The sequence below is a fragment of the Pseudarthrobacter sp. W1I19 genome (assembly GCF_030817835.1).
In the GTDB taxonomy this organism is placed as follows: Bacteria; Actinomycetota; Actinomycetes; order Actinomycetales; family Micrococcaceae; genus Arthrobacter.
Map to the genome: position 1 here is coordinate 4612646 of NZ_JAUSZR010000001.1, position 12642 is coordinate 4625287.

A 12642-nucleotide genomic window follows, 5' to 3' on the forward strand; every position below is an offset into this window, starting at 1 on the left:
CGGGCAGGGGTTTGTTAGTAGGCGCCGGACGGCTGGATGACCGCGCGGAAGGTCCGCCACAGGATCAGCAGGTCCCCGGCGATGGACCAGTTTTCGACGTAATAGAGATCCAGCCGGACGGCTTCATCCCAGGAGAGGTCGGAGCGGCCATTGATCTGCCACAGCCCCGTGATTCCGGGCTTGATCAGCAGCCGGCGGCGGGTGTGGCGTTCGTAGGCGCTTACTTCGCGGTCCAGCGGCGGCCGCGGACCCACCATGCTCATGTGGCCCAGCACCACGTTCCAGAGCTGCGGGAGCTCGTCGAGCGAGTACTTGCGCATCCAGCGCCCGCACCGCGTCACCCGCGGGTCATCCTTCATCTTGAAGAGGACGCCCGCGCCCTGGTTCTGTGCGTTCAGCTCCGCCAGGCGTGCTTCGGCGTCCACCACCATGGACCGGAACTTCACCATTCCAAAGACCCCGCCGTTCTTGCCGATCCGGTCTTGGCGGAAGAACACCGGGCCCGGGCTGTCCAGGCGCACGATCAGGGCAAGGACCAGCAGCAGCGGTGACAACACCAGGGCAGCGGCGAGGGCCATGGCCACATCCATGACGCGTTTGAGTACATGCTTGGCGCCGCTGTACTGCGGAATGTCCACATGCATCAGGGGCAGGCCTTCCACGGGCCGCCAGTGGATCCGGGGCCCCGCCACGTTGGTCAGGGTGGCCGCCAGGACCATCTCCGCGGAGCATTCTTCAAGCTTCCAGCCGAGTTCGCGGATGAACCGGTTGCCGCCGGGAAGCGGTCCTGCCACGATCACCGAGTCGGCTTCCACGAGGCGGACAGTGCGGGCAATGTCGTCGGTGGAGGACAGGATTGGCACCTGGGTGGCGTCCACGCTGAGGCTGGTGCCGCGGCGGGCTCCCGGGAGGCAGACGCCAAGGATGTGGTAGACAGGTCCGGACTTCCGCGCGACCTGCCGGACAACGTACCTGACGTCTTCCGGGTCGCCCACAACAACTGCCCGCGAGAGGTGGCGTCCCTTCGCCTTCTCAGCCGAGAGCCGCCGTCGGAAGAGCCAGCGGTTGGCGGTCAGGGACACCATGCCCAGCGGGAGGGACGCGGTGACGAAGGCTGCGGCGCCGTGGACGGAGAAAACCACTGCGGCGATGGCGAGCAGTCCGAAAATCCGCAGGCTTGCTGATGCGACGCGCTTATATTCATCTGCCCCCACCCCCAGTACCTTCGCGTCGCGGGTGCGGTAGATCTCCAAAGCCGAGGGCCACAAAAGGGCGATGGCGGCAGCGGTGACCAGGGTGCCGCCGTCGCCGGGTTCTCCGGAAGCCAGCCCCACACTGGAGAGCTGGTAGCCGGCGAATACTGCGCCCAGGACCAGGAGAGAGTCAGTGGTGCGGAGGAAGTTGATGTGCCGGGCGAGCCACGAGGCGGTGGCCTTGCGCGCTGGGACGAGGGGTTCCGGCGCTCTGCCGGCTGTTGCTGCCGGGGATATGGGTGCAGCTGCTGGAGCGCCCGTTGGCGGCAGCAGGAACCGGGTTCCTGCGGTTTCCGCCGCCGCCAACGGCGCTGTTGACATCCGCTGTGCAGCAGCGGGTGCAACGGGCCAGTTGAAAGCAGTGCCCCGGGTCTTGGCCACTGGTATCTCTGCCATGATGTCCCCTTCCCGGCGTATCCGCCTTGTGTACTGGCCGTGAAGCAAAACTAGGGTCAGAACAGCTGCCGTGGCGGGGAATGGAAGGGCTGTTGTGGATGCAGCGGACGCACAGTGTGGAAAATGCGGGTACCTGCAAAAGCCGGAATCGGCCCTACAGTACGGGCAATACGTACGGCTCGCGGGCCGTATTGTCCTTGCCGGCGGCAAGGGCAGTGAGCTGCGCGCGCGACTCCACTCCGAGCTTGCGGTAGATCGCGGTGAGGCGCACTTCGACGGTCCGGACGGACACGTAGAGTGTGGCCGCGATTTCCTTGTTGCGCATGCCGCGAGCCACCATCTGCGCCAGCGACCGTTCATGGTCGGCAAGCATCAGCATGGCCGGATTGCCCTTGGGCCGCGACGGCTCCACCCGCTCATCCAGCAGCAGCGAGTCAACGTGCTGTGCCCAGGCGTCGGCTCCGGCCTCGTCAAACATGACCTTCGCGCGGAGCATCGCATCGCGGGCCTCCCGCAGCCGTCCAAAGGCGCCCAGCCGCTCCGCGTAGCAGAGCAGGGTCCGGGCCCGTTCCTGCAGCGAGTCGTGACCGTTCCGGCTCTCAAGTGCCTGGCAGAACAGCTGAAGTGACTGATCCCCGTCGGCAAGCATGGCCCGGCTCCGCGCCACCACCATCATGAGCCACGGCGACCGCAGCCCCACCGATCGGCTTTCCAGCCGGTAGAGCGCCTGGCTGGCCTCACGGTGCCGGCCCAGCCGCACAAGGACCTCCACCAGGTCCGCCTCGCACCGGAGCAGTGTGGGGTTGCCGAATTCCAGGCCCAGCTCGGCCGCACGCGAGAGTTGGGCCAGTGACTCCGCGAGGTTGCCGCGCATCAGGGCGAAGTGGCCTTGGATGGCGGCAAGCTGCGCGGTGATGGACGGGTGGCTTTCCGCTCCGGAGAAGTGCTGGGCGTCCGCTGCATACACCCGCGCCAGCTCCTCATCCCCGAGGGCGTGTGCCCGCCACACCCGGAAAACGGACCGCATCCCCCGGTGGTATTTCATCTCCGGTTCGTCGAGTTCCAGGTCTTCAATGAGTTTCACGGCAGTCCGGACGTTGCCGGCGCGGATCTCGTTGTCCACGGCAAGGAAGGCTGCGGTCTCACGCCAGTTGATGTGGCGCGGTTCTGCGGAATTCCGCACCATCGCGAAAGCTTCCTGGGCAAGGCCATGATGCTCGGCATAGCTCAGGGCGCGGCCGTGCACCAGCAGGCCGGCCACCCAGGCATTCCCCGCCTGATCGTTTTTGCGCTTGAGGTTTTCGGAATTCCCGCCGATCGCTTCCGCCAGCAGTTTGGCCTTCTCGGCCACGGCAAGGCACTCCGCAGAAGCTGCGCCCTGGAACTCTTCGGCGTAGCGCAGCAGCGCGGCGGCATCCTTCAGTTCCCAGCGTTCGGCGAAGTACAGCGCACCGGCGGCCAGCAGTTTGGCCGAGTACGCCGGGTCATGCTGTCCGAACTCCTTGACCAGGCGCAGCACCATATTTGCCCGCACTGAGGCACCTTGAATGAACTCGATCTCAAAGGACAGCCCGGTCAGCCGAAGGATCAGTGCAGGATTCCGGGTCACCCGCCGGGCCCAATCGAGGTAACGCCTGGCGTAAACGAATTCGCCGCGGTTGAACAGCAGTTCGGCGACTGTAGTCAGCCGTGCGGCCGTTTCCGCCTCCCATGGATTAATGGTCAGGGCCCGCTCGATGTATTCGACGGCGAAGGGCACTTCCCCCGTCCTGATGAGCTCCACCGCGTAGCGGAGGAGGCCAAACGGCGTTTGCCGCTCCAGTGCAGTGAAGCTCAAGTGCCATCTGCGGGCGTACAGGTCCGAGTCGCTGGCCGCTTCGGCCAGCGCCCTGTGGCTGGCGGTCCGCATGGCAGGCGTCATTGCCGAGAACACGTAGCCGCGGAGCAGCTGGTCCCTGATCCCCAGATAGGGGCCCGACCGGCTGATCATGCCGGCGGCCAGGAGCTCATCCACGCCGGCCCAGACGTCGCTGTGGACTTTCTCCAAGGTGGTGATCCCGCTCCGGAAGGACAGCGACAACAGATCAAGGGCCTGCCGCGCCGCCGGCGATAGTCCGCCCAGGATGGCAGCAAATTCGGCTTCGAAGCTGCCCCTGGACGGCAGCGGAACCGGGAGGGCGTACTTTCCCTCCGCCTGGCGTTCCAGCAGGGCGGAGTAAAGTTCGACGGCGGCCAGCGGGTTCCCCTGTGACGCTGCGGCAACTGCGTGTACTGCCGCCGTCGCGGCCTGCCGCGCGGGAATGGCCTCCAGCATACGGACGGTGTCGTTGTAGCCCAGTGCCCGCAGTGGCAGGACGGGCAGGCTGGAGAAAGGGCTGTCTGCTGTGTCTTCACGAAGGCTGACGAAAACGGCAAGGTCGGTTCCGGCAAGGCGCCGGGCGAGGTAGCCGATGATGGCTTGGCTGCTCGGGTCCAGCTGGTCTGCGTCGTCAATCACCACTATGGTGCGGGACGAGGAACGCTGGTGCAGCCCGTTGAGAAGCATGGTGGAAACGGCCGCCACGTCCAGGGCCCCGGAAGTATCGCGGAGAAGTTCATCGGCGATCCGGTTCAGGACCGGATCATCCATGCCGTTCAGGAGGGCCGTAATACCGGACAGCGGCCAGTCCGATTCAGACACGCTGGCCCGCAGGAACACCGAGCGGTAGTCCGAAAGCCGGGGGATCTCACCCAGCAGCGCTGACTTTCCCATGCCGTGTGGACCCACAACGGCCAGGGCACCTTCCTTGGGGCCCCTGATCACCGAAAGGATCCGGCCAAGTTCCTTGCTTCTGCCTAATAACGACATGGGACCCCATCCATAGAAGAAGGAGACCACTTTCTTGCCTTATCGGTTCCAGCATTGATGCACTGCACCAGCCGGTCACGGTGACCGGCGATGCAGCAGACTGTCCGCTCGAAAGCGTCCACCCCGGTACCCAGCCGTGGAGTCAATATAGCCTTACCTCAAAAAGGGGCACTACCAATTAGGCGCTGGATTTCATCAAGATTTCTGAGATGCCCCTCAGAAATCAGCTGGTGCACAACAGGCGCTCCAAGTAGAGATACGTCCGGTTTGAAGGCACCGGATTTGTGCTGATGCACAGCCTTTGGCCCTTTGCCCGACGTCTAGGGTGGGAGAAAACGTGTGATCAAACGCACCCGATGGTTACCCACTCCGGCGCGCGGGGCACAGCCTGCTGCCGGCCTTGATCCATCCATTACCCAGAGAACCAAAGGACGGCGCACCATGCCCGCTGACCAGCAATTAGCCAAGTCGCTCAAGCCGCGGCACCTGTCAATGATCGCAATAGCCGGCGTGATTGGCGCCGGTCTGTTCGTCGGCTCCGGTGCCGCCATTCAGCAGGCCGGCCCCGGAATCCTGTTGGCCTACATGGCCGCGGGTGTGGTGGTCATCCTGGTGATGCGCATGCTCGGCGAAATGGCCGCAGCGAACCCCGAGACGGGCTCGTTCTCCACCTACGCGGACAAGGCACTGGGCAGGTGGGCCGGCTTCAGCATCGGCTGGCTCTATGCGTGGTTCTGGATCATCGTGCTCGGCATCGAAGCCACTGCCGGCGCCGCGATCATGCACCGCTGGGTTCCCGGCATAGACCAATGGGTCTGGGCCCTGGTCCTGATGGTCCTGCTGACCCTGACCAACTTGGGCTCCGTGAAGTCGTACGGCGAATTCGAGTTCTGGTTCGCCTCCATCAAGGTCGCGGCCATTGTGCTGTTCCTGCTGTTCGGCGTGGCCGCCATCCTGGGGCTTGTGCCCGGCGTCCCGGCGCCCGGATTGAGCAACCTCATGGACAACGGCGGGTTCCTGCCCAACGGCCCTGGAGCGGTGCTGGCTGGCATCCTGGTGGTGGTCTTCTCCTTCTTCGGCGCCGAAATCGCCACCATCGCGGCCGGCGAATCCGAAAACCCCGTTGACGCGGTCAAGAAGGCCGTGAAGTCAACCGTCTGGCGCATCCTTGTTTTCTACATCGGGTCCATCGCCATCGTCGTCACCCTGCTGCCGTGGAACGATGCCAGCGTTGCCAAGAGCCCCTACGTGGCAGTGATCGAGCTCTTCGGAATCCCGGGCGCCGGAACCATCATGGACGTTGTGGTTCTTACTTCCGTGCTCTCCTGCCTCAACTCCGGCCTCTACACCGCCAGCCGCATGCTCTTCTCCCTCTCCCGGCGCGGCGACGCCCCCGCAGCGTGGACAAAAATATCCCGGCGCGGGGTGCCCGCAGCGGCAGTGCTCGCGTCTACGGTGGTGGGCTTCATCACTGTTGGCCTTAATTACATTGCTCCGGACACCGTGTTCCTGTTCCTGGTCAACACCTCCGGTGCCATCGCCCTGTTTGTGTGGCTTGTTATTGCCTCCTCCCAGCTGGTCCTGCGCAAGCGGATGGGAGCTTCCGCCAAGGACCTGGCGCTCAAGATGTGGCTGTTCCCGTACCTGACCTGGGTGGCGATTGTCAGCATCGTGGCCCTGCTGATCGGGATGGTCATCCTGGAGTCCACCCGCGAGTCCCTGTTCCTGTCGCTGGCCCTGGCCGGCGTGGTGGTGGGCATCGGAGTGTGGCGGTACCGAGGCCGTGGCACCGGGCCGGAAGCAGGCGACGACGACAGCCGTGACATTCCCGTGGGGGCCGAACCAACGGCTTGAGCGGCACACCCGGACGGCGGTTTTCCACATAGCAGGCTTTATGCTCCCGCCCGGGCAACCACGGGCATAGCCTTGGAGTCAAGCGCGAATCGCCTATCCGTTCCAAATGCACTAAGATATTGAAGTCTGTGCTGCGTCCTGCTTCCGTTCCTGGCGGCGGGGTATCGCACAGCATCGCAAATGAACCTCCTGTTACGGAAATGCCGTAACCGCTTAGCCCAAAGGAGGTGGGTTCACATATGCGTCCTTACGAATTGATGGTAATCATCGACCCCGAGGTCGAAGAGCGTACCGTTGAGCCGTCGCTTCAGAAGTTCCTGAACGTCATCACCAACGATGGTGGAACCATCGAAAAGGTTGACATCTGGGGCCGTCGCCGGCTGGCTTACGACATCAAGAAGAAGTCCGAAGGTATCTACGCCGTGGTGAACTTCACCGCCAAGCCGGAAACCGCCAAGGAACTTGACCGCCAGCTGTCTCTTAACGAGACCATCATGCGCACCAAGATCACCCGCCCCGAAGAGCAGAAGGTTGTTGCTGAGTAATTTCAGCACCGGTTTTCATTCTTTACCCCGCAGGAAACGCACTCTTCACCCAGGATCGAACAAGGAGGCAGTAGATGGCAGGCGAGACCACCATTACGGTCATCGGTAACCTCACCAATGACCCGGAATTGCGGTTCACACCGTCCGGTTCGGCAGTAGCGAACTTCACCATCGCTTCCACCCCCCGCACCTTTGATCGCCAGTCCAACGAGTGGAAGGACGGGGAAACCCTGTTCCTCCGCGCCGCTGTGTGGCGTGAAGCAGCCGAGAACGTCGCCGAGTCCCTCACCAAGGGCATGCGCGTGATCGTTACCGGCCGCCTGAAGAGCCGTTCCTACGAAACCAAAGAAGGCGAAAAGCGCACCGTTATCGAGCTTGAGGTCGATGAAATCGGCCCGAGCCTGCGCTACGCCAACGCCAAGGTCAACCGCACCCAGCGCTCCGGCGCCGGCGGGCAGGGTGGCTTTGGCGGCGGCAACAGCGGCGGCGGCTTCGGTGGAGGCAACTCTGGTGGAAACCAGGGTGGCAACACCGGCGGAGGCTGGGGCGGCGGCAACCAGCAGGCTGCACAGGACGATCCCTGGGCTACGCCCGGTGTCTCCAACGCAGGCGGCTGGGGCAACGGCCCCGATTCCGAACCTCCCTTCTAATAACCAATTAAGGTCCGACGCCGGGACTGCCGGAAGTGCCATATGGCACCAAGGTGACTGCCGCCGTAGGACCACCACCATCCCGTGGATCAATATCCACGGGCTCCCTAGAATAGGAGCTCCACGATGGCTAAGGCTGAACTCCGTAAGCCCAAACCAAAGTCCAACCCCTTGAAGGCCGCTGACATCACTGTCATCGACTACAAGGACGTAGCATTGCTGCGCAAGTTCATCTCCGACCGCGGAAAGATCCGCGCCCGTCGCGTCACTGGCGTCACGGTGCAGGAACAGCGCAAGATCGCACAGGCAATCAAGAACGCCCGCGAAGTTGCCCTGCTGCCTTACTCCGGCGCTGGCCGCGGCTAAGGAAGGGATTAACTAACATGGCAAAGCTCATTCTGACCCACGAAGTAACCGGTCTCGGTGCTGCTGGCGATGTTGTAGAGGTTAAGGACGGTTACGCACGTAACTTCCTGCTCCCCCGCAACTTCGCCCTGACCTGGTCGAAGGGTGGCGAGAAGCAGGTTGAGTCCATCAAGGCTGCCCGCGCCGCCCGCGAGCACGCTTCCCTGGAAGACGCTCAGAAGCAGGCTGCTGCACTCTCGGCCAAGCCGGTCAAGCTCGTTGTCAAGGCTGGCGAGACCGGACGCCTGTTCGGCACCGTCAAGCAGGGCGACGTTGCTGACGCTGTTGAGGCCGCAGGCCTTGGCCGCATCGACAAGCGCAAGGTTGAACTGCCGGCGCACATCAAGTCTGTTGGTTCCTACCAGGCCAACGTCCGTCTGCACGACGACGTTGCTGCTGTGATCGAACTCGACGTAGTGGCTGGTAAGTAGTTTCTAACTGCTGCATGGACCCCCGTGGCCGGATACCGGCGACGGGGGTCTTTTGCTTGTGCGGGCCACGCCGAGATGGCACTTGAGGGCAGTGTCGGCCCTCCGAATTGCCGTTAAGTGCCATCTCGCGCGAAGGTCAGGGGCTGCGCCGCCGCGGATGCTCCACGGATGCCAGGAACTCCTCAACAGGCACTGAGGTCGGCTGGGTTTTGTTCTCTGCCATGGACGTAGTGTCGCAGACCCGCCTGGCGCCCGCCAGCACCGGTGATAGCCTGCAGCGGTGACTTCACCATCCCCGTATTCGCGATCCCTGCGCAGCCGTCCCTTCCATCAGGTCGACGTTTTCTGCCGCGAGCCGTACAGGGGCAACCCGCTGGCCGTCGTCCTCGACGCCGAAGGCATGGCAGCGGAACAGATGCAGCAGTTTGCCAATTGGACCAACCTGTCCGAGACAACATTCCTGCTGCCCCCGACAGACCCGCGCGCCGATTACCGGGTCCGGATCTTCACAGGCACCGAGGAGTTCCCGTTTGCCGGGCACCCGACACTCGGCTCGGCACACGCGTGGCTGGAATCCGGGGGAGTGCCGAAGTCTGACGGGTTCGTGGTGCAGGAGTGCGCCGCTGGACTGGTCAGGGTAAAGCACGACGCCGGGCGGCTGGCTTTCGCGGCACCGCCGCTGACCCGCTTCGGGCCGGTGGATGCTTCTGTCCGCCACCAGTTGGCGGCCGGCCTCCGGCTGCCGGGATCCGGCATCGTTGACGCTTCATGGCTGGTCAACGGACCTGAGTGGATCGGGGTCCTGCTGGAATCCGCGGAGCAGGTACTGGCCATCGAGCCCGACCTCGCGGCGATGGGCGGGCTGAAGGTGGGCGTGATCGGCCCGCATGCACCAGGCGCCGGCGCTGACTTCGAGGTCCGTACCTTCATCCCCGGTGACGCCATGACGGAGGACCCGGTGACCGGCAGTTTCAACGCCGGAGTGGCGCAATGGCTGATCGGCAGCAGCCAGGCCCCCGCCGAGTACGTGGCGGCCCAAGGTACGGTCCTGGGCCGTACCGGGCGGATCCACGTCGCGGCCGAAGGCGATGAGATCTGGGTCGGCGGATATTCCACCACCTGCATCCGCGGCACGGTGCAGCTCTAAGGCACCGGGAATACTCCGGCACCCGGCCCTGTTCACAAGATAGATGCAAATGCATGTATGATGAATGAACGAGCAACAGGAGAAATGCCATGGAATCCCGCCGCATCACAGTCCTATCCGCCGGGCTTGGCGTACCGTCGTCGAGCCGTCTGCTCGCTGACCAGCTGGCAGCCTCAGCGGAGGGGCAACTCCGCGCGGCTGGCTACGACGTGGCCGTGGACATCGTTGAACTCCGCGACCTAGCGGTGGATATCGCCAACAACTTTGTGACCGGCTACGCGGCACCCCGCCTGGCAGAGGTCATTGCGGGTATCGAGGCCTCGGACGGCATCATCGCCGTGACGCCGGTCTTCAGCGCATCCTACAGCGGTCTGTTCAAGTCCTTCATCGACGTCCTTGACCCGAAATCGCTGGACGGCAAGGCAGTCCTGCTGGGCGCCACGGGCGGCACCGACCGCCACCAGATGTTGCTGGACTACGCCCTGCGGCCCTTGTTCAGCTACCTCCGCACCAGGATCGCCACTACCGGTGTCTTCGCCGGCCCCCAGGACTGGGGTACGTCGGACGACGGCGGTTCCACCCTTGCCGACCGCATCGACCGTGCCGCCGGGGAGTTCACCCGACTGCTGGAAGGACCCCAGCCCGGCCGGAAGCCCGCGCCGATGGAGTCCCTTCCCTTCGAGCAACTCCTGGCCGGAATCTCCGGAAACAGCTGACCTCCGCAGCACGGTAGCGGCACCGGCGGAACATCACAATAGGGGTTTCCACAGGCCTCACATTGGGGGGGCCCGGGGGTTGTTTTTGATGTTCCCACCGCTGACACTGAACGAACTGGGGATTGACTGTTGGATTCAACTCCGGGGAGCAAAGTTAATGGACTATCCTTTTTTTCAAACCGGCGAGCGTGGCCGCAGGAGTTCCTGGCTTTTCACAAGGCCGGGCGCTGAACGCCCGGCTGGTTTTCGTCCACGGCGGTCGCGGAGTCTGAAGCTCCACGCATTGCTGACGGCACTGCTGGTTGCGCTGGCCGCTCTGGTGGTGCCAGGGGTGGCTTCGGCTGCTCTGCCCGATGTTGGAGTCCAGGGTCCCTCGCACACGGGCACGTTGGAACCAACGGGTACCAAGCGGGCCACGAGTGCCTTGTGGTTCAACGATGGGTCCTGGTGGGGAAACCTGTGGGACACTGCCAGCCAAGATTTCCATATATTCCGGTTTAATACCGCGACGAGCACGTGGGCCGACACCGGTGTGGTCACGGAAACCCGGGCGGACACCCACCATGATGTGCTGTGGGACGGGAACACGCTGTACGTGGCGAGCTACAAGTTCGTCAACGACGGCCTGCCGGCCCAGGCCGGCTTCCCGACGACAATGCGGCGTTACAGCTACAACACGACTACAGATAAGTACACGCTGCTGGGTTCAGAAAAAATCAACGATAACAAAGTTGAGACCCTGACCATCGACAAGGATTCCAAGGGTCGGCTGTGGGCCACCTGGCAGCAAGGGAATCGCATCTATTTGAACGCCACTGGCACGGATGGCGTCACATGGGGGACGCCGTTCCCGCACCCCGATGCTTCGCTAAGTTCCGTTTCAGTCGACGACACGTCAGCTGTGATCGCGTTCGACGGGAAGATCGGTGTGATGTGGAGCCGGCAGGTTGGTAACTCCACCGATGGTATGTACTGGAGCATTCACGAGGACACAGCAGCACCCAAGGATGGATGGAGCAATGCGAAGCCGGCGGTTAGCGGGCTGCGCACCGGTGACGACCACATGAACCTGAAGTGGCTGGACTCCACATCGAATGGAAAGGTTTTCGCCGCCATCAAGACGTCGAACACAAGCTCGTCCCTGCCGCTGATACAGCTGTTGGCGTTGGATACAACAACCGCGCTGTGGTCGAAGCACACCATCGCGACAGTGGCCGAATGCCCGAACCGCGTGATCGTCTTGATCGACGAGGCCGCGCAACAGATCCGTACCTTCGCCACCTATCCAAAGAGCGGGACCGGTATCACGAACGCTGGGGTTTGCACCAGTTCGGGAGGTGCGATCTACGAGAAGTCAACATCATTGACCAACATCAGTTTCAGTACTGCGAAGACGAAGCGAATCATGGACGCCGACCAGTACGTCCACAACGTGACGTCCACAAAGCAGAACTTGAATAATGCGACGAGCACAGCCAACAGTGGCCTCCTGGTGCTGGCCGATGTGAATGCCACCAAGACGTACTGGCACTTCTACGAAGAAGGCCCCGGCGGTACGGGCGGTGGGACTGCTGACACCACGCCTCCGACGGTGACTTCCACGTCTCCGACTCCTGGTGCGACTAACGTCGCGGTGAACACGAACGTGACGGCGACGTTGTCAGAAGCGGTGGACCCGTCCACGAACTGGCCGGCAAGTTTCACGTTGACCGGGCCGACGGGGGCGGTGCCGGCTGGTGTGACGTACAACAGTACGAGCAGGATTGCTACCTTGGATCCCACTTCGGACCTGGCCGCCAATACGATGTATACGGCGAAGATCAGTGGGGTGAAGGACGTTGCCGGTAACGGGATGGCGGACAAGACGTGGACCTTCACCACGGCTGCTGCAACGACTCCGCCGCCAACCGGCACTCCGGACACCGTGACACTCACGGCCACCGCTGACACCTATGCATCGAGCGCGTCGCCGACGACGAACTTTGGCACGAGCACGATGCTGGGCGTGGATTTCAGTCCGGTGGAGGTCGCGTACCTGAAGTTCAGCCTGCCTGCTGCTCCTGCAGGCAAGACGCTGCAGAGTGCGACATTGCAGTTGAAGAGCGCCGGGAGCGGGTCGACTGGTACACAGAACATCAAGCTGGTTGCTGATGATACCTGGACGGAAACCGGGATCACTTCCAACAGCCGTCCGGCGCTGGGTGCCAGCCTCGGCAGGCTGGGCCCGACCTCAGTCAACACCGACTACAACGTGGTGCTGGACGCCGCAGCCGTCGGCGGGGAGCTCGGCCAATCGCTATCGCTTGGTCTGGACTCCGCCAGCAGCGACGGCCTGGACCTCAACTCCAGGGAGACCGCTAGCCCTCCCAAGCTGGTGCTTACCTTCCAGTAGATCAG

Annotated in this window: 10 protein-coding genes; 8 read left to right on the forward strand and 2 right to left on the reverse strand. The window is 63.3% G+C overall.

The window, feature by feature from the left end; translation table 11 throughout:
* Positions 1-14: 14 nt before the first annotated feature.
* Together QF038_RS21345 and QF038_RS21350 are read right to left on the reverse strand one after the other, a co-directional pair.
* Positions 15-1649 (reverse strand): sugar transferase, encoded by a 1635-nt coding sequence (locus QF038_RS21345; protein WP_307613100.1) that lies wholly within the window; start codon positions 1647-1649, stop codon positions 15-17.
* A gap of 154 nt (positions 1650-1803) precedes the next feature.
* Complete coding sequence (locus tag QF038_RS21350) at positions 1804-4497, reverse strand: LuxR family transcriptional regulator (protein WP_307613102.1); 2694 nt, start codon at positions 4495-4497, stop codon at positions 1804-1806.
* 441 nt (positions 4498-4938) lie between these two features.
* Between QF038_RS21350 and QF038_RS21355 the strand changes: the two genes are divergently transcribed.
* From QF038_RS21355 to QF038_RS21390, 8 genes are all read left to right on the forward strand, one after another.
* Positions 4939-6351, forward strand: a complete 1413-nt coding sequence (locus QF038_RS21355; RefSeq protein WP_307613104.1) for an amino acid permease — start codon at positions 4939-4941, stop codon at positions 6349-6351.
* Positions 6352-6590: 239 nt separating this feature from the next.
* Positions 6591-6896 (forward strand): 30S ribosomal protein S6, encoded by a 306-nt coding sequence (gene rpsF, locus QF038_RS21360; protein WP_015939036.1) that lies wholly within the window; start codon positions 6591-6593, stop codon positions 6894-6896.
* Between the two features lie 74 nt (positions 6897-6970).
* Positions 6971-7546 carry a single-stranded DNA-binding protein gene (locus QF038_RS21365; RefSeq protein WP_307613107.1) on the forward strand — a complete coding sequence of 192 codons (576 nt, stop codon included), beginning with the start codon at positions 6971-6973 and terminating at the stop codon, positions 7544-7546.
* A 126-nt stretch (positions 7547-7672) separates the two neighbouring features.
* Complete coding sequence (gene rpsR, locus QF038_RS21370; protein ID WP_003800144.1) at positions 7673-7912, forward strand: 30S ribosomal protein S18; 240 nt, start codon at positions 7673-7675, stop codon at positions 7910-7912.
* Positions 7913-7929: 17 nt separating this feature from the next.
* Entirely contained in the window at positions 7930-8382 is a 453-nt protein-coding gene (gene rplI, locus QF038_RS21375; protein ID WP_091419442.1) for a 50S ribosomal protein L9, read from the forward strand.
* Positions 8383-8692: 310 nt separating this feature from the next.
* Positions 8693-9529: a PhzF family phenazine biosynthesis protein gene (locus tag QF038_RS21380; RefSeq protein ID WP_307613554.1), complete on the forward strand. Its 837-nt coding sequence runs from the start codon at positions 8693-8695 to the stop codon at positions 9527-9529.
* Between the two features lie 89 nt (positions 9530-9618).
* Positions 9619-10245 carry an FMN reductase gene (locus tag QF038_RS21385; RefSeq protein ID WP_307613109.1) on the forward strand — a complete coding sequence of 209 codons (627 nt, stop codon included), beginning with the start codon at positions 9619-9621 and terminating at the stop codon, positions 10243-10245.
* A 283-nt stretch (positions 10246-10528) separates the two neighbouring features.
* Entirely contained in the window at positions 10529-12637 is a 2109-nt protein-coding gene (locus QF038_RS21390) for an Ig-like domain-containing protein (protein ID WP_307613111.1), read from the forward strand.
* Positions 12638-12642 lie beyond the last annotated feature (5 nt).

Bases quoted from the DNA above. Each gene is read 5' to 3' on its own strand.
- QF038_RS21365 (WP_307613107.1), top strand. From the start codon at position 6,971: ATGGCAGGCGAGACCACCATTACGGTCATCGGTAACCTCACCAATGAC.
- rpsF (WP_015939036.1), top strand. From the start codon at position 6,591: ATGCGTCCTTACGAATTGATGGTAATCATCGACCCCGAGGTCGAAGAG.
- QF038_RS21385 (WP_307613109.1), top strand. From the start codon at position 9,619: ATGGAATCCCGCCGCATCACAGTCCTATCCGCCGGGCTTGGCGTACCG.
- QF038_RS21350 (WP_307613102.1), bottom strand. From the start codon at position 4,497: ATGTCGTTATTAGGCAGAAGCAAGGAACTTGGCCGGATCCTTTCGGTG.
- rplI (WP_091419442.1), top strand. From the start codon at position 7,930: ATGGCAAAGCTCATTCTGACCCACGAAGTAACCGGTCTCGGTGCTGCT.
- QF038_RS21345 (WP_307613100.1), bottom strand. From the start codon at position 1,649: ATGGCAGAGATACCAGTGGCCAAGACCCGGGGCACTGCTTTCAACTGG.
- rpsR (WP_003800144.1), top strand. From the start codon at position 7,673: ATGGCTAAGGCTGAACTCCGTAAGCCCAAACCAAAGTCCAACCCCTTG.
- QF038_RS21355 (WP_307613104.1), top strand. From the start codon at position 4,939: ATGCCCGCTGACCAGCAATTAGCCAAGTCGCTCAAGCCGCGGCACCTG.